Source organism: Variovorax sp. OAS795, from assembly GCF_040546685.1.
Classification (GTDB): domain Bacteria; phylum Pseudomonadota; class Gammaproteobacteria; order Burkholderiales; family Burkholderiaceae_C; genus Variovorax.
On sequence record NZ_JBEPOH010000002.1, the window covers coordinates 223,359 to 247,536 of the forward strand.

Annotated in this window: 16 protein-coding genes and 2 pseudogenes; all 18 read left to right on the plus strand. The window is 68.5% G+C overall.

Going from position 1 to position 24,178, the window contains the following annotated elements; genetic code table 11:
• The first annotated feature begins 50 nt into the window (after positions 1 to 50).
• The 18 genes and pseudogenes from aceE to ABID97_RS26615 all read left to right on the plus strand — a co-directional run bounded on the left by aceE (position 51) and on the right by ABID97_RS26615 (position 24,166).
• Positions 51 to 2,724 (plus strand): annotated as a pseudogene (aceE, locus tag ABID97_RS26530) (pyruvate dehydrogenase (acetyl-transferring), homodimeric type).
• A 10-nt stretch (positions 2,725 to 2,734) separates the two neighbouring features.
• The gene (locus tag ABID97_RS26535) at positions 2,735 to 4,336 is read left to right on the plus strand and encodes a dihydrolipoyllysine-residue acetyltransferase (protein WP_354402206.1); all 1,602 of its coding nucleotides are present in this window, start codon (positions 2,735 to 2,737) and stop codon (positions 4,334 to 4,336) included.
• Positions 4,337 to 4,349: 13 nt separating this feature from the next.
• On the plus strand, positions 4,350 to 6,146 hold the full coding sequence (gene lpdA / locus ABID97_RS26540) for a dihydrolipoyl dehydrogenase (RefSeq protein WP_354402208.1): 1,797 nt from the start codon (positions 4,350 to 4,352) through the stop codon (positions 6,144 to 6,146).
• Positions 6,147 to 6,155: 9 nt separating this feature from the next.
• Positions 6,156 to 6,950: an alpha/beta fold hydrolase gene (locus tag ABID97_RS26545; RefSeq protein WP_354402209.1), complete on the plus strand. Its 795-nt coding sequence runs from the start codon at positions 6,156 to 6,158 to the stop codon at positions 6,948 to 6,950.
• A 17-nt stretch (positions 6,951 to 6,967) separates the two neighbouring features.
• Positions 6,968 to 9,253 carry an NADP-dependent malic enzyme gene (locus ABID97_RS26550; protein ID WP_354402210.1) on the plus strand — a complete coding sequence of 762 codons (2,286 nt, stop codon included), beginning with the start codon at positions 6,968 to 6,970 and terminating at the stop codon, positions 9,251 to 9,253.
• Positions 9,254 to 9,266: 13 nt separating this feature from the next.
• Positions 9,267 to 10,214, plus strand: coding sequence for a lipoyl synthase (lipA, locus tag ABID97_RS26555; protein ID WP_503012829.1), 948 nt, complete (start codon positions 9,267 to 9,269; stop codon positions 10,212 to 10,214).
• Between the two features lie 19 nt (positions 10,215 to 10,233).
• On the plus strand, positions 10,234 to 11,580 hold the full coding sequence (locus tag ABID97_RS26560; protein ID WP_354402212.1) for a dicarboxylate/amino acid:cation symporter: 1,347 nt from the start codon (positions 10,234 to 10,236) through the stop codon (positions 11,578 to 11,580).
• 30 nt (positions 11,581 to 11,610) lie between these two features.
• Positions 11,611 to 12,945, plus strand: coding sequence for an NAD(P)/FAD-dependent oxidoreductase (locus tag ABID97_RS26565; protein ID WP_354402214.1), 1,335 nt, complete (start codon positions 11,611 to 11,613; stop codon positions 12,943 to 12,945).
• Positions 12,946 to 12,957: 12 nt separating this feature from the next.
• Positions 12,958 to 14,427 carry a PHA/PHB synthase family protein gene (locus tag ABID97_RS26570; RefSeq protein ID WP_354402216.1) on the plus strand — a complete coding sequence of 490 codons (1,470 nt, stop codon included), beginning with the start codon at positions 12,958 to 12,960 and terminating at the stop codon, positions 14,425 to 14,427.
• A 51-nt stretch (positions 14,428 to 14,478) separates the two neighbouring features.
• A complete protein-coding gene (locus ABID97_RS26575; RefSeq protein WP_354402218.1) occupies positions 14,479 to 15,663 on the plus strand; it encodes an acetyl-CoA C-acetyltransferase in 1,185 nt (394 codons plus the stop codon).
• A gap of 44 nt (positions 15,664 to 15,707) precedes the next feature.
• Positions 15,708 to 16,460, plus strand: a complete 753-nt coding sequence (phbB, locus tag ABID97_RS26580) for an acetoacetyl-CoA reductase (protein WP_354402220.1) — start codon at positions 15,708 to 15,710, stop codon at positions 16,458 to 16,460.
• 10 nt (positions 16,461 to 16,470) lie between these two features.
• Positions 16,471 to 17,124, plus strand: a complete 654-nt coding sequence (locus ABID97_RS26585) for a DUF6781 family protein (protein ID WP_354402222.1) — start codon at positions 16,471 to 16,473, stop codon at positions 17,122 to 17,124.
• Positions 17,125 to 17,170: 46 nt separating this feature from the next.
• Complete coding sequence (locus ABID97_RS26590; protein ID WP_354402224.1) at positions 17,171 to 18,580, plus strand: cytochrome ubiquinol oxidase subunit I; 1,410 nt, start codon at positions 17,171 to 17,173, stop codon at positions 18,578 to 18,580.
• Positions 18,577 to 19,585, plus strand: a pseudogene (locus ABID97_RS26595) (cytochrome d ubiquinol oxidase subunit II). The gene ABID97_RS26590 and the pseudogene ABID97_RS26595 overlap by 4 nt, the downstream one beginning before the upstream one ends.
• 91 nt (positions 19,586 to 19,676) lie before the next feature.
• Positions 19,677 to 21,512 (plus strand): sensor histidine kinase, encoded by a 1,836-nt coding sequence (locus ABID97_RS26600; RefSeq protein ID WP_354402226.1) that lies wholly within the window; start codon positions 19,677 to 19,679, stop codon positions 21,510 to 21,512.
• A complete protein-coding gene (locus tag ABID97_RS26605) occupies positions 21,509 to 22,873 on the plus strand; it encodes a sigma-54-dependent transcriptional regulator (protein ID WP_354402228.1) in 1,365 nt (454 codons plus the stop codon). The genes ABID97_RS26600 and ABID97_RS26605 overlap by 4 nt, the downstream gene beginning before the upstream one ends.
• A gap of 148 nt (positions 22,874 to 23,021) precedes the next feature.
• Complete coding sequence (locus ABID97_RS26610; RefSeq protein WP_354402230.1) at positions 23,022 to 23,513, plus strand: helix-turn-helix transcriptional regulator; 492 nt, start codon at positions 23,022 to 23,024, stop codon at positions 23,511 to 23,513.
• On the plus strand, positions 23,510 to 24,166 hold the full coding sequence (locus tag ABID97_RS26615) for a nucleotidyl transferase AbiEii/AbiGii toxin family protein (protein ID WP_354402231.1): 657 nt from the start codon (positions 23,510 to 23,512) through the stop codon (positions 24,164 to 24,166). Before ABID97_RS26610 ends, ABID97_RS26615 begins: the two co-directional genes overlap by 4 nt.
• Positions 24,167 to 24,178 lie beyond the last annotated feature (12 nt).

Below are 24,178 nucleotides of genomic sequence, written 5' to 3' on the forward strand. Positions count from 1 at the left end.
TGACCCCTTCGCCCGATGCGGGTTGCGGCCATGACACAGGAGACAAACCGATGAGCACCATGGGTGACCTTGACCCCACGGAAACTGGCGAGTGGATCGACGCGCTGGGCGCGGTCCAGCAACACCGCGGCAGCGAACGTACGAACTTTCTGTTGAACCGCCTCGTCGACGAGGGCCGCCGCGACGGCGTGTACGTGCCGCGTTCGCTGAACACGGCCTACAAGAACACCATCCCGCCGGAGAAGGAAGAAAAGTCCACCGGCAACCGCGAGATCGAGCACCGCCTGCGCTCGATCATCCGCTGGAACGCGATGGCGATCATCCTGCGCGCCAACAAGGACTCGTCGGAGCTCGGCGGCCACATCGCGAGCTTCCAGTCGGCGGCCACGCTCTACGACATCGGCTTCGGCCACTTCTGGCATGCGGCCACCGACACGCACGGCGGCGACCTGCTGTTCATCCAGGGCCACAGCTCGCCCGGCATCTATGCGCGCGCTTTTCTCGAAGGACGCCTGAGCGAGCAGCAGTTGCTCAACTACCGGCAGGAGTCCGACGGCAACGGCATTCCGTCGTACCCGCACCCCTGGCTCATGCCCGACTTCTGGCAGTTCCCCACCGTGTCGATGGGGCTCGGCCCGCTGATGGCGATCTACCAGGCGCGCTTTCTCAAGTACCTGCATGGCCGCGGCCTCGCCGACACGGCGCCGCGCAAGGTCTGGGCCTTCATGGGCGACGGCGAGATGGACGAGCCCGAGTCGCTCGGCGCCATCTCGCTCGCGGGCCGCGAGAGCCTGGACAACCTGGTGTTCGTCATCAACTGCAACCTGCAGCGCCTCGATGGCCCGGTGCGCGGCAACGGCAAGATCGTGCAGGAGCTCGAAAGCGTGTTCCGCGGCGCCGGATGGAACGTCATCAAGGTGCTCTGGGGCAGCGGCTGGGACGCGCTGCTGGCCAAGGACAAGAGCGGCAAGCTCCTGCAGCGCATGGAAGAGTGCGTGGACGGCGAGTACCAGGACTTCAAGAGCAAGAGCGGCGCCTACGTGCGCGAGCATTTCTTCGGCAAGTACGACGAGACCAAGGCGCTGGTCGCCGACATGAGCGACGACGAGATCTGGGGCCTCACGCGCGGCGGCCACGACCCCGAGAAGGTCTTCGCCGCGTATGCCGCGGCCGTCAAGCACAAGGGCCAGCCCACGCTGATCCTGCCCAAGACCGTGAAGGGCTACGGCATGGGCGAATCCGGCGAAGGCCAGATGATCGCGCACCAGGCCAAGAAGATGACGCAGGACGCGCTGCGCGGGTTCCGCGACCGCTTCCAGATCCCGGTGTCGGACGAAGAGCTGCCCAACGTGCCGTTCATCCAGCTGGCCGAGGACAGCCCCGAGATGAAGTACCTGCGCGAGCGCCGCGCGGCGCTCGGCGGCTACCTGCCGCAGCGCCGCCGCAAGTCGACCGCGCTGGAGATTCCGCCGCTTTCCACCTTCGAGCGCCTGCTCAAGGACACCGGCGAGCGCGAGATCTCGACCACCATGGCCTTCGTGCAGATGCTCGGCACGCTGGTGCGCGACAAGCAGATCGGCAAGCACGTGGTGCCCATCGTGCCCGACGAGTCGCGCACCTTCGGCATGGAAGGCATTGTTCCGCCAGCTGGGCATCTGGTCGTCGCTCGGCCAGCTGTACAAGCCGCAGGACGCGGACCAGCTCATGTACTACCGCGAGTCGAAGGACGGGCAGGTGCTGCAGGAAGGCATCAACGAGGGCGGCGCGATGTCCAGCTGGATCGTCGCGGCCACCTCGTACAGCACGAACAACGTGCCGATGATCCCGTTCTACATCTACTACTCGATGTTCGGCCTGCAGCGCGTGGGCGACCTGGCCTGGCTGGCCGGCGACATGCGGGCGCGCGGCTTCCTGCTGGGCGGCACCGCGGGGCGCACCACGCTCAATGGCGAAGGCCTGCAGCACGAGGACGGCCACAGCCACATCCTGGCCGGCACCATTCCCAATTGCGTTTCGTACGACCCGACCTTCGCCTACGAGGTGGTGGCCATCGTGCGCGACGGCATGCGCCGCATGTACGCCGAGCAGGAGGACGTGTACTACTACATCACCCTCATGAACGAGAACTACCCGCACCCTGGCATGCCCGAGGGCAGCGAGGCGGGCATTCTCAAGGGGCTCTACCAGCTCAGTGACGGCGGCAAGACGCCGAAGAAGGGCCACCGCGTGCAGCTCATGGGCAGCGGCACCATCCTGCGCGAGGTGATGTTCGCGGCCGAGCTGCTGAAGGCCGACTTCGGCATTGCCGCCGACGTGTGGAGCGCCACCAGCTACAACGAGCTGCGCCGCGACGGCATGGCCACCGAGCGCTGGAGCCGGCTGCACCCGACCGAGCCCGCGCGCAAGAGCCATGTCGAGAAATGCCTCGAAGGTCACGACGGCCCCGTCATCGCGGCCACCGACTACATGCGCAACTACGCCGACCAGGTGCGCGAGTACGTGCAGGCCGCGGGCCGGCGCTACACCGTGCTGGGCACCGACGGGTTCGGGCGCAGCGACTACCGCCGCAAGCTGCGCCGCTTCTTCGAGGTCGACCGCTGGCATGTGGCCGTGGCCGCGCTCAAGGCGCTGGCCGACGACGGCGTGATCAAGCATGCCGTGGTGGCCGAGGCCATCGCCAAGTACGGGCTCGATGCCGAGCGCGCAGCCCCCTGGACCGTCTGAGGCAGTACCCATGAGCAACGCAATCGACATCAAGGTTCCCGACATCGGCGACTTCAGCGACGTCCCGGTCATCGAGATCTTCGTCAAGCCCGGCGACACGGTGAAGGCCGAGGACCCGCTGGTCTCGCTCGAATCCGACAAGGCGACGATGGAGGTGCCCGCGCCGCGCGGCGGCGTGGTCGAGTCCATCTCGGTGAAGCTGGGCGACAAGGTCAGCGAAGGCAGCGTCATCATGACCTTCAAGGCCGAGGGCGGTGCTGCGGCCCTCGCACCGGTCGAAGCCGCCAAGCCCATCGTGAGCGCCGCGCCCGCGGCCACCAACGCGCCGGCCGGCGTGGCCGAGGTGCGCGTGCCCGACATCGGCGACTTCAAGGACGTGCCGGTCATCGAGATCTTCGTGAAGGTCGGCGACACGGTGAAGGCCGAAGACCCGATCGTCTCGCTCGAATCCGACAAGGCGACGATGGACGTGCCGGCGCCGCTCTCGGGCGTGGTGACGGCCATCGGGATCAAGATCGGGGACAAGGTGAGCGAAGGGTCGGTGATTCTTTCGCTGGCGACGGGGGATGCGCCTGCAGTGGTGGGGGCCGTTCCCTCACCCCAACCCTCTCCCGCGAGCGGGAGAGGGAGCGAAGCGGCGGCGGTGCCTGCGGCCAATGCCGGGATCGAAGCCGGCTTCGCGCTCGCCTATGCCGGCCCCGCGGTGCGCAAGCTCGCCCGCGAGCTCGGCGTCGATCTCGGCAAGGTCAAGGGCACCGGCGACCACGGGCGCATCGTGCGCACCGACGTCGAGGCGTTCGCGAAGGGCGGCGGTGCGTCCACCGCGCCGGCCGCGGGCAAGTCCGCGTCCGCCCCCGCGGGCGGCGGCGTCGGCGGCATCGACCTGTTGCCCTGGCCCAAGGTCGACTTCGCCAAGTTTGGCCCGACCGAGCGCAAGGAACTGTCACGCATCAAGAAGATCAGCGCCGCCAACCTGCACCGCAACTGGGTCGTCATCCCGCATGTGACGACGCACGACGAGGCCGACATCACCGACCTCGAGGCCTTCCGCGTGCAGATGAACAAGGAGCTGGAGAAGTCGGGCGTCAAGATCAGCATGCTGCCCTTCATGATGAAGGCAGCGGTCGCTGCGCTGAAGAAGTTCCCGGAGTTCAACGCGAGCCTGGACGGCGATGCGCTCGTGCTCAAGAACTACTGGCACATCGGCTTTGCGGCCGACACGCCCAACGGGCTCATGGTGCCGGTGATCCGCGACGTCGACAAGAAGACCGTGCCCGACATCGCCAGGGAGATGGGCGAGCTCGCCAAGCTCGCCCGCGACGGCAAGCTCAAGCCCGACCAGATGTCGGGCGGCACCTTCACCATCAGCTCGCTGGGCGGCATCGGCGGCATCTACTTCACGCCGATCATCAATGCGCCCGAGGTCGCGATCATGGGCGTGTGCAAGAGCTACTGGAAGCAGCACTCCAGCGACGGCAAGACTTACGCCTCGCGCCTCACGCTGCCGCTGTCCCTCTCGTGGGACCACCGCGTGATCGACGGCGCCGCCGCCGCGCGCTTCAACGTCTATTTCGCCAACGTGCTCGCCGACCTGCGGCGCGTGCTGTTCTGAAGGAAGCTCCCAAATGGCACACACGGTGGAAGTCAAGGTTCCGGACATCGGCGAATTCAAGGATGTCGCGGTCATCGAGCTGCTGGTCAAGCCCGGCGAGGTGATCGCGGTCGATACCGGGCTGGTGATGGTGGAGTCCGACAAGGCGTCGATGGAGATTCCGTCGAGCCATGCGGGCACGGTGAAGGAGCTGAAGGTCGCGCTGGGGGACAAGGTGAGCGAAGGGTCGGTGATCCTCGTCATCGAGACGGCTGCTGCTGCCTCCCCTCTCCCGCCTGCGGGAGAGGGGCCGGGGGTGAGGGCGACGGCCGCACCCTCACCCCAACCCTCTCCCGCAAGCGGGAGAGGGAGCGAGGCAGCGCCTACGCCTGTCGCGGGCAGCTACACCGGCAAGGCCGACCTCGAATGCGAAGTGCTCGTGCTCGGCGCCGGCCCCGGCGGCTACTCGGCCGCGTTCCGCAGCGCCGACCTCGGCATGAAGACGATGCTGGTCGAGCGCTACGCCACGCTCGGCGGCGTGTGCCTCAACGTGGGCTGCATTCCCTCGAAGGCGCTGCTGCACACGGCCGGCGTGATGGACGAGGTCAAGCTGCTGGCCAAGCACGGCATCAAGTTCGCCGCGCCCGAGGTCGACATCGACGCGCTGCGCGGCTTCAAGGACGGCGTCATCAAGAAGCTCACCGGCGGCCTGGCCGGCATGGCCAAGGCGCGCAAGGTCGAGGTGGTCACCGGTGTCGGCAGCTTCCTCGATGCCTACCACGTCGAGGTGGCGGGAGAGGGCGGCGCGAAGAAGGTGGTGAAGTTCGCCAAGGCCATCATCGCCGCGGGCTCGCAGGCCGTGAACCTGCCCTTCATGCCCGAGGACGAGCGCGTCGTCGACTCCACCGGCGCGCTGCTGCTCAAGGGCATTCCCAAGCGCATGCTGGTCATCGGTGGCGGCATCATCGGCCTGGAGATGGCGACGGTGTATTCGACGCTGGGCACGCGCATCGACGTGGTCGAGATGCTCGACGGCCTGATGCAGGGCGCCGACCGCGACCTCGTCAAGGTGTGGGAGAAGTTCAACGCGCCACGCTTCGACAACGTGATGCTCAAGACCAAGACCATCGGTGCCAAGGCCACCCAGGCCGGCATCGAAGTGAGCTTCGAGGGCGAAAAGGCGCCTGCGGGCCCGCAGGTCTACGACCTGGTGCTGGTGGCCGTGGGCCGCAGCCCCAACGGCAAGAAGATCGCGGCCGACAAGGCCGGCGTGGCCGTCACCGACCGCGGCTTCATCGACGTGGACAAGCAGATGCGCACCAATGTGCCGCACATCTTCGCCATCGGCGACATCGTGGGCCAGCCCATGCTGGCGCACAAGGCGGTGCACGAGGCGCATGTGGCGGCCGAGGCGGCGCACGGCGAGGCGGCGTTCTTCGACGCCCGGCAGATTCCCTCGGTGGCCTACACCGACCCCGAGGTGGCCTGGGCCGGCAAGACGGAGGAGCAATGCAAGGCCGAGGGCCTGAAGATCGGCAAGGCGGTGTTCCCGTGGGCCGCATCGGGCCGCGCCATCGCCAACGGCCGCGACGAGGGCTTCACCAAGCTGCTGTTCGACGAGGCCACGCACCGCATCGTCGGCGGCGGCATCGTGGGCACGCATGCGGGCGACCTGATCAGCGAGGTGTGCCTGGCCATCGAGATGGGCTGCGAGCCCTCGGACATCGGCAAGACCATCCATCCGCATCCGACACTGGGCGAATCCATCGGCATGGCGGCCGAGGTGTTCGAGGGGCATTGCACCGACCTGCCCCCGGTGAAGAAGAAGTAGGCCGCCGCCATGCCGCTCGCACTGGCTTTCGAGGCGCTGGGTTCGGGGCCTCCGGTGGTGATCCTGCACGGCCTGTTCGGCGCAGGGCGCAACTGGACGCAATTTGCAGAGGCGCTGGCCGGGGACCACCGCGTCTACCTGCCCGATGCCCGCAACCATGGCGCGTCGCCATGGGCGGAATCGATGTCGTACGTGGAGATGGCGGCCGACGTGCGCACGCTGATCGAGCGCGAGCAGCTGCGCCGGCCGTTCGTGATCGGCCACAGCATGGGCGGCAAGACCGCGATGGCGCTGGCGCTCTCGCACCCGGAGGCCGTCGCCGGCATCGCCGTGATCGACATCGCGCCCGAGAGCTATGCCGACCAGTTCTCGTCGTACGTGTCGGCCATGCGCAGCCTCGACGTGGCGGGCGCGGCGAGCCGCCGCGAGATCCGCCAGGCGCTGGCCGACAGCCTCAGCGCCGAGGCCCCGGTCGACTTCCTGATGCAGAACCTGCGCCGGCAGAACGACCGCTTCGACTGGCGCCTGAACCTGCTGGCCACGGGCCTGTGCATGCGCGAGCTGTGCGACTTTCCCGAGGCGCTGCGTTCGGCGCGCTCCGACGCGCCGGCGCTCTTCCTGCACGGCGCGGAGTCCGACTACGTGCGGCCTTCGTCGCACGCCGGCATCCGCGCGCTGTTCCCGCATGCGCAGATCGACGCCATTGCCGGCGCCGGCCACTGGGTGCATGCCGACCAGCCCGCGGCACTCTCGTGCGGCCTGCGCGACTGGCTGGCGGATGCGCAGGCCGCCGCACCTCTTTGACTTTTCACGGAGACACCATGTCCGACGACAAACTGCGCGAAGCCGCCCTCGACTACCACCGCTTTCCCACGCCCGGCAAGATCTCGGTGAATCCGACCAAGCCGATGGCCACGCAGCGCGACCTCGCGCTGGCCTATTCGCCGGGCGTGGCCGAGGCCTGCATGGAGATCGTGCGCGACCCGGCCGAGGCGATGAACCTCACCTCGCGCGCCAACCTCGTGGCTGTCATCACCAATGGCACCGCGGTGCTGGGCCTGGGCAACATCGGGGCGCTGGCCGGCAAGCCGGTGATGGAAGGCAAGGCCTGCCTGTTCAAGAAGTTCGCGGGCATCGACGTGTTCGACATCGAGCTCGACGAGAACGATCCCGACGCGCTGATCGACACCATCGCGCGCATGGAGCCCACCTTCGGCGGCATCAACCTGGAAGACATCAAGGCGCCCGAGTGTTTCTACATCGAGACCAAGCTGCGCGAGCGGATGAAGATCCCGGTCTTTCATGACGACCAGCATGGCACCGCCATCGTTGCGGCCGCCGCGATCCTCAACGCGCTGCGGCATGTGAAGAAGGACATCCGCGAGGTCAAGCTCGTGGCCTCGGGTGCGGGCGCCGCGGCGCTGGCCTGCCTCGACCTGATCGTGAGCCTGGGCCTGCCGATGCAGAACATCTTCGTCTCCGACAGCGCGGGCGTGGTCTACACCGGCCGCAAGGAGCAGATGGACCCGAACAAGGCGCGCTATGCGCAGGCCACGTCGGCGCGCAAGCTGGCCGACGTGATCGGCGGCGCGGACATCTTCCTCGGCCTGTCGGCGGGCGGCGTGCTCAAGCCCGAAATGGTGAAGGAGATGGCGCGCGACCCGATCATCCTCGCGATGGCCAACCCGACACCGGAAATCCTGCCCGAGGACGCATTGGCCGTGCGCCCCGATGCGATCCTCGGCACCGGGCGGTCGGACTACCCGAACCAGGTCAACAACGTGCTGTGCTTTCCGTTCATCTTCCGCGGCGCGCTCGACGTGGGCGCGACCACCATCAACGAAGAGATGAAACTTGCCGCGGTGCGCGCCATCGCCGAACTCGCGCATGCCGAGATCCCCGAAGTGGTGGCGCAGGCCTATGGTGCGGTGGGCCTGCGCTTCGGCCGCGACTACCTGATTCCCAAGCCCTTCGACCCGCGCCTGATCGAGTTCGTCGCACCTGCGGTGGCGCAGGCCGCGGCGGACAGCGGCGTCGCGACGCGCCCCATTGCCGACATGAAGGCCTACCGCCAGCGCCTGTCGCAGTTCGTCTACCAGTCGGGCAGCAGCATGCAGCCGCTGTTCGCGGCCGCCAAGCAGTCGCCCAAGCGCGTGGTCTACGCCGAAGGCGAGGACGAGCGCGTGCTGCGTGCCGCGCAGGTGGTGGTCGACGAGGGCCTGGCGCGTCCATTGCTGCTGGGCCGGCCCGACGTGATCGCCGAACGCATTGCGCAGTACGGCCTGCGGCTGGCGCTGGGCACCGACTGCGAAACCGTCGACCCGCTCGACGCCGCGGTGTACGGCGACGCGGCCGAAGCCTACTACCAGCTCAAGCGCCGCGACGGCGTCTCGCGCCTGGTGGCGCAGGCCGAGATGCGCAGCCGCGGCACGCTGCTCGCGGCCATGCTGGTGCGCCAGGGCAAGGCCGATGCGATGCTGTGCGGCACGCTCGGCGGCTACGGCGACCACCTGCGCCATGTGCGCGACGCGATCGGCCTGCGCGCCGGCACCCGCACCATGGCCGCGATGCAGATGCTCATGCTGCCGGGCCGCCAGCTCTTCATCTGCGACACGCACGTGAACCGCGATCCCGATGCCGCGCAGGTCGCCGAGATCGCGCTGCTCGCGGCCGAGGAAGTGCGCCGCTTCGGCGTGACGCCGAGCGTGGCGCTGCTGTCGCACTCCAACTTCGGCGGATCGGACGCGGCCTCGGCTGTGAAGATGCGCGAGGCGCTGGCCCTCATCAAGGCGGCCGACCCGCAGCTTGCGGTGGAGGGCGAGATGCGCGGCGATGCGGCGCTCTCCAAGTCCATCCTGGACCATGAGTTTCCCGAATCGGCGCTGCAGACCGAGGCCAACGTGCTCATCATGCCCAACGTCGATGCGGCCAACATCTCGTACAACCTGCTGCGCATGGCGGCGGGCAGCGGCATCACGGTGGGCGGCATCCTGCTGGGCGCGGCGCGCTCGGCCCACATTCTCACGCCGTCGTCCACGGTGCGCCGCATCGTCAACATGACGGCGCTGGCGGTGGTCGATGCCAACTCGCAACGCAACGCGGCCTGAGGACGGCGCCGCCATGACCGACACCGCAGTGCTCCACGGGCCGCAGCGCGGCGCCGCCAAGACACGGCGGATTCCGATCCGCGTGGCCGAGGCCGGTCCGCCGCTCGCCAAGCCCGACTGGATCCGCGTGCGGGTCTCCCAAGGCGAGAGCTTCCGCGCCGTGAAGCGCACGCTGCGCGAGGCGGGGCTGCACACGGTGTGCGAAGAGGCCTCGTGCCCGAACATCGGCGAATGCTTCGGCAAGGGCACGGCCACCTTCATGGTGCTGGGCGACCTCTGCACCCGGCGCTGCCCGTTCTGCGACGTGGCGCACGGCCGGCCGCTGCCGCCCGACCGCGAGGAGGCGCAGCACCTGGCCGAGACAGTCGCGCGGCTCGCGCTGAAGTACGTGGTGATCACCAGCGTGGACCGGGACGACCTGCGCGACGGCGGCGCGGCGCACTTCGCGGGCTGCATCCGCGCGGTGCGCGCGAAGTCGCCCGGCACGCGCATCGAGGTGCTGGTGCCCGACTTCCGCGGCCGCGCCGAGGTGGCGCTCGACATCCTCGCGGCCGATCCGCCCGACGTGCTGAACCACAACCTCGAGACCGTGCCGCGCCTGTACCGCCAGGCCCGGCCCGGCGCCGACTACCTGCACTCGCTGCAGCTGCTGCAGTCGTTCCGCGCGCGCCGCCCCGAGGTGCCCACCAAGTCGGGCCTGATGCTGGGGCTGGGCGAAACCGACGCCGAGGTGCAAGACGTGATGCGCGACATGCGCCGCCACGGCGTGGACATGCTCACCGTCGGCCAGTACCTGCAGCCGCGCCCGGGCAACCTGCCGGTGGCGCGCTACGTCGCGCCCGCGCAGTTCGAATCGCTTGCGCAGCAGGCACACGGCATGGGTTTTGCCCATGCGGCCTGCGGACCGCTCGTGCGGTCGAGTTACCACGCCGACCGGCAGGCGCATGCCGCCGGCGTCTGAAATTTTCTAGGAGACCCCCGTGGACCAACCATCCGTCGCACCCAAGCCTTTCTACAAGTCGCTGTACTTCCAGGTCATCACCGCCATCGTGCTGGGGGTGCTGCTGGGGCACTTCTATCCCGACACCGGCGCATCGATGAAGCCGCTGGGCGACGGCTTCATCAAGCTGATCAAGATGATCATCGCGCCGATCATCTTCTGCACGGTGGTGGTGGGCATCGCGGGCATGGAGGACATGAAGAAGGTCGGCAAGACCGGCGGGCTGGCGCTCCTGTACTTCGAGATCGTGAGCAGCATCGCGCTCGTGGTCGGCCTGGTGATCATCAACATCGTGCGGCCCGGCGCCGGCATGAACGTCGACGTGAGCCAGCTGGATGCCAAGAGCGTCGCGGCCTATACCGGCCCGGGCAAGATGCAGAGCACCACCGACTTCCTGCTCAACGTGATTCCCAACACGGTGGTCGACGCGTTTGCCAAGGGCGAGATCCTGCAGGTGCTGCTGATCGCGGTGATGTTCGGCTTTGCGCTCCACAAGTTCGGCGGACGCGGCACGCTGGTGTTCGACGTGATCGAGAAGGGCTCGCACGTGCTGTTCGTGATCGTGGGCTACATCATGAAGGTCGCGCCCATCGGCGCCTTCGGCGCAATGGCCTTCACCATCGGCAAGTACGGCGTGAGCTCGCTGCTGCAGCTCGGCCAGCTGATGGCCACCTTCTACCTGACCTGCCTGCTGTTCATCTTCGTGGTGCTGGGAGGCATCGCGCGCTTCCACGGCTTCAGCATCTGGAAGTTCATCAAGTACATCAAGGAAGAACTGCTGATCGTGCTGGGCACCTCGTCGAGCGAATCGGTGCTGCCGCGCATGATGGCCAAGCTGGAGAACCTGGGCGCCAAGAAGTCGGTGGTCGGCCTGGTGGTGCCCACGGGCTATTCGTTCAACCTGGACGGCACCTCGATCTACCTGACGATGGCGGCGGTGTTCATCGCGCAAGCCACCAACACCGACATGACGATCATGCAGCAGATCACGCTCCTGGCCGTGCTGCTGCTGACCTCGAAGGGCGCGGCGGGCGTCACGGGCAGCGGCTTCATCGTGCTGGCCGCCACGCTGTCGGCGGTGGGGCATGTGCCGGTGGCCGGCCTCGCGCTCATCCTGGGCATCGACCGCTTCATGTCCGAGGCGCGCGCGCTGACCAACCTGATCGGCAACGGCGTCGCCACGGTGGTGGTGGCCAAGTGGACGGACGACCTGGACACCGTGCGCATGAACCGGATCCTGAACCAGGAGACGGGCGCCGAGTCGGACGAGCCCGAGCAGGTGCTCGACGCGACCGAAGCCCACATGCCCGCCAGCCCGGCCCGCTGAGCACCGCACCCCGCTGCCGCGCGCCGCACCATGAACACCCCTGGATCGAAGCACCGCATCGTGGTCGTCGGCGGCGGCGCGGGCGGGCTCGAGCTGGCCACCCGCCTGGGCGATTCGCTGGGCAAGCGCGGCCGCGCGGAGATCACGCTGGTCGACAAGCACCGCACCCATGTGTGGAAGCCCAAGCTGCACGAGATCGCCTCGGGCAGCATGGACATGAGCGCGCACGAGGTCGACTACCTCGCGCAGGCGCACTGGCACGGCTTCCGCTTCCGGCTCGGCGAGCTGACCGGCATCGACCGCGAAAGGCGCGAGGTGCAGGTGGCGCCCTACCTGGACGACGAAGGCCGGCTGGTCACGCCCGAGCGCGTCTTCGGCTACGACACGCTGGTGGTTGCCGTGGGCAGCCTCAGCAACGACTTCGGCACGCCCGGCGTGCGGGAGCATGCGCTCCGGCTCGAATCGAAGGCCGATGCGCAGCGCTTCCACCAGCGCATGGTCAATGCGTGCATCCGCGCGCATGCGCAGACCACGCCGCTTCGGCCCGAGCAGCTGCACGTGGCGATCATCGGCGCGGGCGCCACCGGCGTGGAGCTGGCGGCCGAGCTGCACCGCACCACGCGCGAGGTGGTGGCCTACGGACTGGACCGCGTCGATGCCGAGAAGGACATCCAGGTCAGCGTGATCGAGGCGGCCGACCGCGTGCTGCCCGCGCTCCCGGCGCGCATGTCGGCCGCCACCGAGGGGCTGCTGCGCAAGCTGGGCGTCGACGTGCACACCTCGGCCAAGGTGGCCGAGGTGCTGCCCGAGGGCGTGCGCCTGGCCGACGGCCGCGTGCTGCCGGCCGAACTGGTGGTCTGGGCCGCGGGCGTGAAGGTGGCCGATTTCATGAAGGACATCGGCGGCCTGGAGACCAACCGCAGCAACCAGCTCGCGGTGCTGCCGACGCTGCAGACCACGCGCGACGCCGACATCTTCGCCATCGGCGACTGCGCGGCCTGCGCCTGGCCCGGGGCCAACGACGGCAAAGGCGGCCTGGTGCCGCCGCGCGCGCAGGCGGCGCACCAGCAGGCCTCGCACGTGGCGGCGCAGATCCGCCGGCGCATGGCCGGCAAGGCGCTCCAACCCTACCGCTACCGCGACTTCGGCTCGCTGGTGTCGCTCGGCGAGTTCAGCACCGTCGGCAACATGATGGGCGGCCCGGTGGGCGGCAGCCTGATGATCGAAGGCCGCTTCGCGCGGCTCATGTACATGTCGCTCTACAAGATGCACGAGCTGGCGTTGCACGGCGTCGTGAAGGTCTCGCTCGACACGCTCGCCCGCCTCATCACGCGGCGCACCGAACCCCACGTCAAGCTGCATTGAGCAGGCACCGCCATGACCATTCCCTCGACTCCTTTCGACGCGTCCGCCTGGCTGCAAGCCTGGCAACAGGGGCTGGCGCAAAGCCACCTGCAGTTCGGCGCCGTGATGCGCCAGGCGCTGGAGGCCGCGCCGCTCGACGCGCGCAGCAAGGCGCAGATGGACTTTGCGCTGCGCCAGGTGATCGACGCGATGAACCCGGCCAACAGCCTAGCGACCAACCCCGAGGCGATGCAGGCCGCGCTCGACTCCGGCGGCACCAGCCTGGTGGAAGGCGCACGCCTTTTTCTCGCGGACGTGGCCAAGGGCCGCATCTCGATGTCGGACGACGAGGCCTTCGAGGTCGGCCGCAACGTCGCGACCAGCCCGGGCAACGTGGTGTTCGAGAACGAGCTGATGCAGCTCGTGCAGTACGCGCCGTCGACGGCCAAGGTGCACCGGCGGCCGCTGGTGATCGTACCGCCCTGCATCAACAAGTTCTACATCCTCGACCTGCAGCCCGCGAATTCGCTGGTCGCGTACGCGGTGGCAGAGGGCCACACGGTGTTCCTCGTGTCCTGGCGCAACGTGTCGGAAGCGCAAGGGCATCTGGGCTGGGACGACTATGTCGGCGAGGGCGTGCTGAAGGCGATCGATGTCGCGCGCGAGATCGCGGGCACCGACAAGGCGAACACGCTGGGTTTTTGCATCGGCGGCACGCTGCTGGGCAGCGCACTGGCCGTGGCGGCCGCACGCGGCGAGAAGCCCGCGGCCAGCGTCACGCTCCTCACCGCAATGCTCGATTTTTCCGATACCGGCGAGCTGGGCCTGATGGTCGACGAGGCCATGGTCGCGAGCCGCGAGGCCAGCATCGGCCGCGGCGGCCTCATGAAGGGCCGCGAACTCGCGACCGTGTTCGCGGCGCTGCGCGCCAACGACCTGATCTGGCCTTACGTGGTCAACGGCTACCTCAAGGGCAAGGCGCCCGCGGCCTTCGACCTGCTGTTCTGGAACGGCGACGACACCAACCTGCCGGGGCCGATGTACTGCTGGTACCTGCGCCACACCTACCTGGAAAACAAGCTGCGCGAGCCCGGCGGCACGGTGCAGTGCGGCGTGCCGGTGGACCTGTCGCGCATCGATGCGCCCGCGTTCATCTATGCCTCGCGCGACGACCACATCGTGCCGTGGAAGACCGCCTATGCGGGCACGCGGCTGCTGGGCGGCGAGACCCGCTTCGTGCTCGGCGCGAGCGGCCACATCGCCGGCGTGATCAATCCGCCCGCGAAGAACCGGCGCAACCACTGGGTCGGCGATCTGGCGGCGGACGCGGGTGCGTGGTTCGACAACGCACAGAGCATCGACGGCAGCTGGTGGCCCGCGTGGAGCCAATGGCTTGCCGCCCATGCCGGCTCGAAGGTTGCCGCGCGCCGCGTGCCGGGCAGCGCCGGGTTTCCCGCCATCGAGCCCGCGCCGGGGCGCTATGTGAAGGCCAAGGCCGCCTGAGCCTGGTCCACCCAACCCTTTTTTCCTCGCAACAACCTCAAGGAGACTCTCATGTCAGACGATATCGTGATCGTGGCCGCGCAACGCACGGCGGTCGGCAAGTTCGGCGGTGCGCTGGCCGGAACGCCCGCGCCGGAGCTGGGCGCCCACGTGGTCAAGGGGCTGCTCGAGAAGGCCGGCGTGGCGGGCGATGCGGTGTCGGAGGTGATCATGGGCCAGGTGCTCGCGGCCGGCGCGGGGCAGAACCCGGCGCGCCAGACGGTCATCAAGGCGGGCCTGCCGGTCGGCGTGCCGGGCCTCACCATCAACAAGGTCTGCGGCTCGGGCCTCAAGGCCGTGATGCTCGCGGCCCAGGCCGTGAAATGCGGCGATGCCGAGATCGTGGTGGCCGGTGGGCAGGAGAACATGAGCGCCGCGCCGCACGTGCTGCCCAATTCGCGCAACGGCCAGCGCATGGGCGACTGGAAGCTGGTCGACACCATGATCGTGGACGGCCTGTGGGACGTCTACAACCAGTACCACATGGGCACCACGGCTGAGAACGTCGCCAAGAAGTACGGCATCACGCGCGAGATGCAGGACGCGCTGGCGCTGGCCTCGCAGCAGAAGGCGGCGGCCGCGCAGGACGCGGGGCGCTTCGATGACGAGATCCTGCCCTTCGGCATCGCGCAGAAGAAGGGCGACCCGGTCGTCTTCTCGGCCGACGAATTCGTGAACCGCAAGACCAATTCCGATGCGCTCGCGGGGCTGCGCCCGGCCTTCGACAAGGCCGGTTCGGTGACGGCCGGCAATGCCTCGGGCCTGAACGACGGCGCGGCCGCGGTGCTGGTGATGTCGGCCTCGCGTGCCGCCGCGCTCGGCCTGCAGCCGCTGGCGGTGATCCGCGCCTACGCGAGCGCGGGCCTGGACCCCTCGATCATGGGCATGGGCCCGGTGCCCGCCTCGCAGCTGGCGCTCAGGAAGGCCGGCTGGAAGGCGCAGGACCTGGACCTGATGGAGATCAACGAAGCCTTCGCCGCGCAGGCCTGCGCCGTGAACCGCGAGATGGACTGGGACACCAGCCGCATCAACGTGAACGGCGGCGCGATTGCCATCGGCCACCCCATCGGCGCCTCGGGCTGCCGCATCCTGGTGACGCTGCTGCACGAGATGCGCCGCCGCGGCGCCAACAAGGGCCTGGCCTCGCTGTGCATCGGCGGCGGCATGGGCGTGGCGCTGGCCGTGGAGCGGGCCTGAACGGATTTCTTACCTGTCACACACAACCCACCAAGGAGAAAGCAATGAGCGAGAAGAAGCAGCAAGTGGTCCTCGTCACCGGCGGCATGGGCGGCCTGGGCGAGACGATCTCCACCAAGATGGTCGATGCGGGCTACAAGCTCGCGGTGACCTATTCGCCGGGCAACAAGTCGCATGCCGACTGGGTGGCGCAGATGGCCGGGCGGGGCTACGAGATCCTGGCCGTGCCCTGCGACGTGGCCGACTACGACTCGTGCGCGCAGGCGGTGAGCCAGGTGCAGGCGGCCCTCGGCCCGGTCGACGTGCTGGTCAACAACGCCGGCATCACCCGCGACATGACCTTCAAGAAGATGGACCAGATCAACTGGAACGCCGTGCTGCGCACCAACCTCGACAGCCTGTTCAACATGAGCAAGCAGGTGGCCGACGGCATGGTGGACCGGGGCTGGGGCCGCATCATCAACGTCTCGTCGGTGAATGGCTCCAAGGGCGCGTTCGGCCAGACCAACTACTCGGCCGCCAAGGCGGGCGTGCACGGCTTCACCAAGGCGCTGGCACTCGAGGTGGCGAAGAAGGGCGTGACGGTGAACACCATCTCGCCCGGCTACATCGGCACGAAGATGGTCACGGCCATCCCGAAGGAAGTGCTCGACAGCAAGATCCTGCCGCACATCCCCGTCGGCCGCCTGGGCAAGCCCGAGGAAGTGGCCGGACTGATCATCTATCTCGCCTCGGAAGAGGCAGCCTTCGTGACGGGCGCGAACATCGCCATCAACGGCGGCCAGCACATGCAATGAACGCACGACCATGATCCTCAAAAACGGCATCGATCAGGCCGCACTGATCGACAAGTTCACCGACGCCACCGCCAAGCAGGGCGAAGCCCTGCGCAAGGCGGTGCACGAGGCCACGCTCAAGGGCCTGCAGGGCCGCGAGCTCACGCTCGCGAACATCCGACAGGTGCTGGGCACGGTCACCAAGGCAGCCTCGGCCGGCGCGGCGGGCAGCAAGCTGCCCGCGCCCGACGTCGAAGCGCTGCTGGCCAAGGCCTTCGCCGGCATGGACGGCGCGCTGGAGCAGGCGGTGGTGGCCAACCAGCGCGCGCTGCAGCAACTGGTCGACCAGGGCGTGAGCCTGCGCGAGACCCAGCTCAAGAAGGCGCTGGTCGACATCGCGAAGATGGAGGACACGCTGCTTGCCAGCGTGCGCAAGGCGGCGCCGGCCGACGGCCCGTGGACCGGCGTGTTCCAGGCGATGCAGGGCAAGACGACCGGCACCGGGGCGCGGGCGTCGGTCGCGCTCGAGCAGCTCATGGAAGACACGCAGAAGAACCTGCGTGACGGCCGCGCGATGAGCCTGCGCGCCACTCAGGCGATGCTCGACAGCTACGCCACGCTGGCGAGCGGCGTGCTGATCGGCATGTCGGAGGCCCTGAAGCAGGGCGGCGCGGCCAAGCGATGACCCCAGCCGGCGGCGGCCGCGCCGCCGCCGGCGCGAAAGGAACCTGATGGACGCCCTGATCCTCGCCCGCATGCAGTTCGCGGCCAACATCACTTTCCACATCCTGTTTCCCACCATCAGCATTGCGCTGGGCTGGCTGCTGCTGTTCTTCCGCTGGCGCTGGCTGCGCACGCGCGGCGGCGGCGATGCGGCATCGGCGCAAGGCTGGCTCGATGCCTACCGCTTCTGGACCAAGGTGTTCGCGCTGACCTTCGCGCTCGGCGTGGTCAGCGGCATCACCATGAGCTTCCAGTTCGGCACCAACTGGCCGGGCTTCATGGAGCGGGTGGGCAACGTGGCCGGGCCCCTGCTGGGCTACGAGGTGCTCACCGCGTTCTTCCTGGAGGCGGGCTTTCTCGGCGTGATGCTCTTCGGCCATGGCAAGGTCAGCGAGCGCGTGCACCTGATGTCGACGTTCATGGTGGCCTTCGGCACCACGCTCTCGGCGTTCTGGATCCTGGCGCTCAACTCGTGGATGCAGACCCCCGCGGGCCACGAGATCGTGGACGGGGAATTCCATGTCGCGAGCTGGCCCGCGGTGATCTTCAATCCGTCGTTCCCGTACCGCTTCACCCACATGCTGCTGGCCTCGGCGCTGACCTGTGCGTTCCTTGTGGTCGGGCTGTCGGCGTGGCAGGTGCTGCGCGGCGTGGGGCAGCGCAGCGCGGCGCGGGTGATGCGCGTGGGCCTCACGCTCGCCGCGGTGCTGGTTCCGCTGCAGATCGTGGTGGGCGACATGCACGGCCTCAACACGCTCGAGCACCAGCCCGCGAAGATCGCCGCGATGGAAGGCGTGTGGGAGACCGGGCGCGGCGTGCCGCTGCTGCTGTTCGCCGTTCCCGACGCCGCGGCGCGCAAGAACCATTTCGAGATCGCGATCCCCCATGTCGCGAGCCTGATCCTCACCCACAAGGCCGACGGCGAGATCCGCGGGCTCAACGATTTTCCCGGCGCGCACCCGCCGCCGCTGCCGATGTTCTTCGCCTTCCGCATCATGGTCGGCATGGGCATGCTGATGCTCGCTTCGAGCTGGCTCGGATGGTGGCTGTACCGGCGCACCCGATGGCAGCCGGCGCGCTTGCCGCGCGCGCTGCTGTGGCTCTTCGCGGGCATGACCTTCTCGGGCTGGGTCGCGACCGTCGCGGGCTGGTACGTCACCGAGATCGGCCGCCAGCCCTACGTCGTCTACGGGCTGGTGCGAACGGCCGACGTGGTGTCCAAGGTCCCGTCGGAGATGATCGCGCTCACGCTGGCGCTCTACGTCGCGCTGTACCTCGCGCTCATCGTGGCCTACGTCGCGGTGCTCGGGTACATGGCCGGCAAGCCCGACGAGGTGCTGGCCACCGAGGCCGTGGAACGCGCCGCAACGCCGCCGGGCGCCATCACCTCGCCGGTCCTGGAAGGAGGCCGCGCATGAACACGGTCGCGAACTTCGATGCCGCACTGCCGGTGATCTTCATGGTGCTCATGGGCGGTGTCGATGCTGGTCTACGTGGTCAGCGATGGCTACGACCTGGGCGTGGGCATGCTCATGCACCGTGCCACCGATGCCGAGAAGGACGTGATGATCGCCTCCATCGGCCCGTTCTGGGACGCCAACGAAACCTGGCTGGTGCTGGGTGTGGGCATCCTGCTGGTTGCGTTTCCGAAGGCGCACGGGCTGGTGCTCGGCGAGCTCTACCTGCCGGTGGCGCTGATGCTCGTCGGCCTCACGCTGCGCGGCGTGGCCTTCGACTTCCGCGTGAAGGCGCGCGACAGCCACAAGCGCACCTGGGACCGGCTCTTCTTCGCAGGCTCCACGCTGGCCTCGGTGGCGCAGGGCTGGATGCTCGGGCGCTACATCAGCGGCTTCGGCACCGGCTGGAACTATCCCCTGTTCGCCGCCGCCATTGCGGTGGCGCTGCCGATGGCCTACGTCCTGATGGGCGCGGCCTGGCTCGTCATGAAGACCGAGGGCGCGCTGCAGGAGCGCGCCGTGCAATGGGCGCGCACCGCATGGGCGCCGATGGTGGGCGGCATGGTGCTGATCTCGATGGCCACGCCATGGATCAGCCCCGAGGTGCGCGCGCGCTGGTTCGCCTTGCCCGAGATCCTGGCGCTCGCCGCGATCCCGCTGATGACGGGCGTGGCGCTGCTGGCGGTGCGCGGGCTGCTGGACACGCGCATGGTGCGCGGGCCGGTCTGCTGGCTGCCCTTCGTTCTGCTCATCATGGTGTTCGTGCTCGGCTTCCTCGGGCTGGCCTACAGCATTTACCCGTATGTGGTGATCGGCCAGCTCACGATCTGGCAGGCCGCGAGCAGCGCGCCGGCGCTCAAGGTCATCCTGGTGGGGGCCTGCATCTCGGTGCCCGCCATCGTGGGCTACACCGTCTTTTCCTACCGGGTCTTCCATGGCAAGGCTGGCGAATTGCACTATGCCTGACCGGGTGCCGGCACGGGACGAACCGCCACGGCCTGCCGGCCACCGGGCTGGCACTGATGCGGCCTTCACGGGCTTGTGCAATAACGGCTTCATGATTTCACGGGAGCCGGCACGGCGCTTCGACTTGCCTACTCACACACCCGGACGCTGGCGCGGCCTTCCGCGCTGGATCGGCGCCTTGGCCCTCGTGGCCCTGGCCGCCGTCGCCGGCCACCACCTGGCCATGCACAACGGCCTGGACCGGCTGCGCGATGCGGCCGACCACCGCCTCGACATGCTCGCGACGGGGCTGGACGCCGACCTGGCCCGCTTCGAATATCTACCCGCCTTGATGGAGATGACGCCCATCGTCCCGGCGCTGCTTGGAACGCCCACGGACGCTGCGCTGCGCGATGCGGTGAACCGCTACCTCGATGGCGTCAACGCCACGGCCGGCGCCGAGATGCTCTATGTGCTCGACGGCGGCGGCACCTCGCTCGCGGCCTCCGACTGGGACCGGCCCGGGACCACCGTGGGCCAGGACCTGTCGTTCCGCCCCTACGTGATCGATGCGCTCGGGCAGGGCAGGGGCCGCTTCTACGGCGTGGGCATCACCAGCCGCAAGCCGGGCTACTACCTCTCGTACGCGCTGCGCCGCGGCCAGCCCACGCGCGGCGTGGTGGCCGTCAAGGTCAACCTCGAGGAGGCCGAGCGCGCCTGGCGCAAGCTCCCGGGCGACGTGGTGCTGATCGACCAGCGCGGCGTCGTCATCCTGTCCAGCCGCGAGGACATCAAGTTCCGCCCGATGCTGCCGATGGACGGCCTGCAGCGCGCCGAGGTGCAGCGCTCGCGCCCCTACGGCGAAGCCGCGCTGCAGCCGCTGCAATGGACGCAGAAAGAGGTGCTGGGGCGCGACGTGCAGGTCATCGCACTCGACGGCGTGGACCAGCTGGCCTCCACGCGCAAGCTGCGCGGCGCGCCCTGGCAGCTGGTGGTGCTCGACGAACTGGCGCCGGTGCGGGTGGGCGCGCGCAATGCGGCCATCACCGCCAGCCTCGCGATGGCGGTGCTGCTCCTGCTGGCGGTCACCTTGTGGCAGCGCCGCCGCGCGGTGCGGCAGAAGCTCGCCAACCAGGCCGCGCTGCAGGCCGCCCACGACACCCTCGAATCGACCGTCGCCGCGCGCACCGCGCAGCTGCGCGCCGCACAGGGCGAGCTGGTGCATGCGGGCAAGATGGCCGCGCTGGGCCAGATGTCGGCCGGCGTGGTGCACGAGCTGAACCAGCCGCTCACCGCCATGCGCGCGCTCTCGGAAAGTGCCGGCATCCTGCTGGACAAGAACCGGGTCGACGACGTGCACGCCAACCTGCAGCGCATCCGTGGCCTGGTCGACCGCCTGGCGCGCCTGACCTCGCAGCTCAAGACCTTCGCGCACAAGAGCGAGCTGCCGCTGGCGGCGCTGCCGGTGGCTCGGGCCGTGGCGGACGCGCAGGCCATCGTCGCCGAAGCCACGAGGAAGAACGGCATCACGATCGAGGTCGACCTGCAGCCCGCGGGCTTGAGCGTCATGGCCGAGGAGGCCGCGCTCGGCAGCGTGCTGGTCAACCTGATGCGCAACGCCATCGAGGCGATGCAGGAGTCGCCCGGGCGCACGCTGCGGATCGAGGCGCGGCCGCATGAAGGCCGCGTGATCCTGCGCGTGAGCGACACCGGCCCGGGCATTCCGCCCGGCATCCTGCCGCGCCTGTTCGAGCCCTTCGTCACCAGCAAGCCGGCGGGCACCGGGTTGGGCCTGGGCCTCGTGATCTCGGCACAATTGGTGCGCGCCATGGACGGCACGCTGCGCGCCGCCAACCTGCCCGAAGGCGGGGCCTGTTTCATCGTGGACCTGCCGGCCGCCCTGCAGGCCATTCTTATTCCCACCCCCACAGGAGTGATCCACAAGTGAGCCAAGCCCCCGCCATCCGGGTACTGCTGGTCGAGGACGACGAAGACGTCCGCCTCAGCACGACCCAGGTGCTGACCCTGGCCGGCTTCGAGGTCGAAGCCTTCAACAGCGCCGAACGCGCGCGCGCCCACATCAGCTTCGGCGTGCCGGCCATCGTGGTCTGCGACGTGCGGCTGCCCGGCCTGAGCGGCGCCGAATGGCTGTGCGAACTGCATGCGACCGATGCCGAGCTGCCCGTCATCCTCGTCACCGGCCATGGCCACATCGCGATGGCGGTCCAGGCCATGCGCGAGGGCGCCTACGACTTCATCGAGAAGCCTTTCGGCTCCGAGCGGCTGGTGGCCATCGTGCGCCATGCCGTGGAGCGCCGGCAACTGTCACTGCAGGTGCGTGCGCTGCGCGATGCGCTGGAGAACTGGAACGGCATCCAGTCGGTGCTGATCGGCCGCTCGGCGCAGATGCAGCAAGTGCGCCGCACCGTGATGACGCTGGCCGAGACCTCGGCCGACGTGCTGATCTACGGAGAAACAGGCACCGGCAAGGAGCTTGTCGCGCGCTGCCTGCACGAGCACAGCGAGCGCCGGCGGCAGCATTTCGTGCCGCTGAACTGCGGCGGCCTGCCCGAGGCGCTGGCCGAGAGCGAGCTCTTCGGCCACGAGGCCGGCGCCTTCACCAGCGCCAACCGCGTGCGCGTGGGCAAGTTCGAGTATGCCCACGGCGGCACGCTGTTTCTCGACGAGATCGAGAGCATGCCGATGGCGGTGCAGATCAAGCTTTTGCGCGCACTGCAGGAGCGGTCCATCGAGCGCATCGGCTCCAACAAGGCCATTGCCTTCGACTGCCGCGTGGTGGCCGCGAGCAAGGACGACCTGAAGGAAATGAGCGACAAGCAGAAGTTCCGGGCCGACCTGTACTACCGCCTCGGCGTGGCCTTCATCGAGCTGCCGCCGCTGCGCGAGCGGCGCGAGGACATTCCCCTGCTGTTCGAGCATTTCTCTTTGCTGGCGGCGGCGCGCTACGAGCGCGCCGCACCCATCCTCACCGGTGCCCAGGTGGCCGACCTGATGGCCTACGCCTGGCCCGGCAACGTGCGCGAACTGCGCAACGTGGCCGACCGCTTCGCCCTCGGGCTCCTGGGCGAGCGGCTGACCCAGGCCCGCGGCAGCGCCGAAGGCATGCCCGCCTTGCCGCGCAGCCTGCCGCAACAGGTCGAGGCCTTCGAGCGGGCTGTGATCGTCGAAGCCCTGCGCAAGCACCAGGGCGACCAGCCGGCAACCGCCAGCGCGCTGTCGATCGCGCGGCAGACGCTGCATGACAAGCTGCGCAAGCTCGGCATTGCGGCGGAGGAATTCAGGCTCTGAGAACTGAATGGGGCGGGGCGCATTGCGTGAGAAGCCAAGGCTTCGCAGCAGGTGTGGGTCAGAGGTGGGGAACATCGCTGCCTCTTGCAAGCGAGGCTGGTTGGCGTACGATGTCTAATATTTTGGACATTTCTCGCTGCGATCTGCCATGAACCTCATTGACATCGGCCATGCTGTTCGAGCGCGGCGCGCTGAGCTGGGTCTGTCCCAGGCACAGTTGGCGCACATGAGCGGCCTGTCCCGCCAGACCCTGGTGGGCTTGGAAAATGGCGGTCTGAGCGACCTTGGCGTCAACCGCGCGGGGCTGGTGATGGCTGTGCTCGGCTTGGACAGCCCAAAGCCGGATACGCTGGCCCGGCGCAAGAAGCGCGGCCTGTGGATGGCGGCGAAGACAGCCAGTGTCAGCTATGCGCGTGAACTGGACCCCGAGGCGCTGGAGCAGGCGCTGGTCAGCGGCGACGTGCCGCCTCCATTCGCCCCGCACCTGACCCATTTGCTCGACGAAGCGCCTGTGCCGATCGTCGTGATGGCCGTGGAAGAGACGGCCTCGCGCGCGCACCTGCCTCCCCGGCAGATCTGGCGCAACGTGGCGAAGTTGGCCGAGTCCTTGTCCGTGCACCGCCGGGCGCTGTGGGCATGAAATCCAGGGCATTGCGCGGCGGTCCCTGGGAGAAGCTGTTCCCACGGGCGCTGATGCTGATCGATGAAATCAGCCGATACGGTGGGATCGCGGATCCTTTCTGGACCTTGGGTGGTGGGACCGTGCTGATGTTCCGCTTCCACCATCGGTTGAGCAAAGACATCGACATCTTCGTGCCAGACCCTCAGTACCTCGGCTTCGTCACGCCTCGGTTGAGCGACACGGCGGCGGACCTGACGCAGGATTACACCGAGCAGCCTGGCGCCTTCGTCAAACTTCAATTCGAGGAAGGCGAAGTCGACTTCGTCGCCGCACCGAACCTGCTGGATGACGCCTGGGAAACCTGGGACATCGGTGGCCGCTGCGTGAAGGTCGAGACGGCCGCCGAAATCATTGCCAAGAAGATGTATCACCGTGGCGACCGGGCCACCGCGCGCGATCTGTTCGACTTTGCGCTCGTCATCGAGCGCGAGCCCCAGCAGCTTTTAGCGGCAACGCCGTTCCTGCGGCGCCACCGAGAGCCATTTCTGTCTCAGATCCGGCAGCCGCATGCCGGATTGCGCGCCGCTTTCGACGCCATCGCTACGCTGGACTACAAGCCGGGATTCGACCATTGCGTGACCGTGGTTGGGGAGTTCCTGGTCAGCATCTAGTCTCCGGGCAGC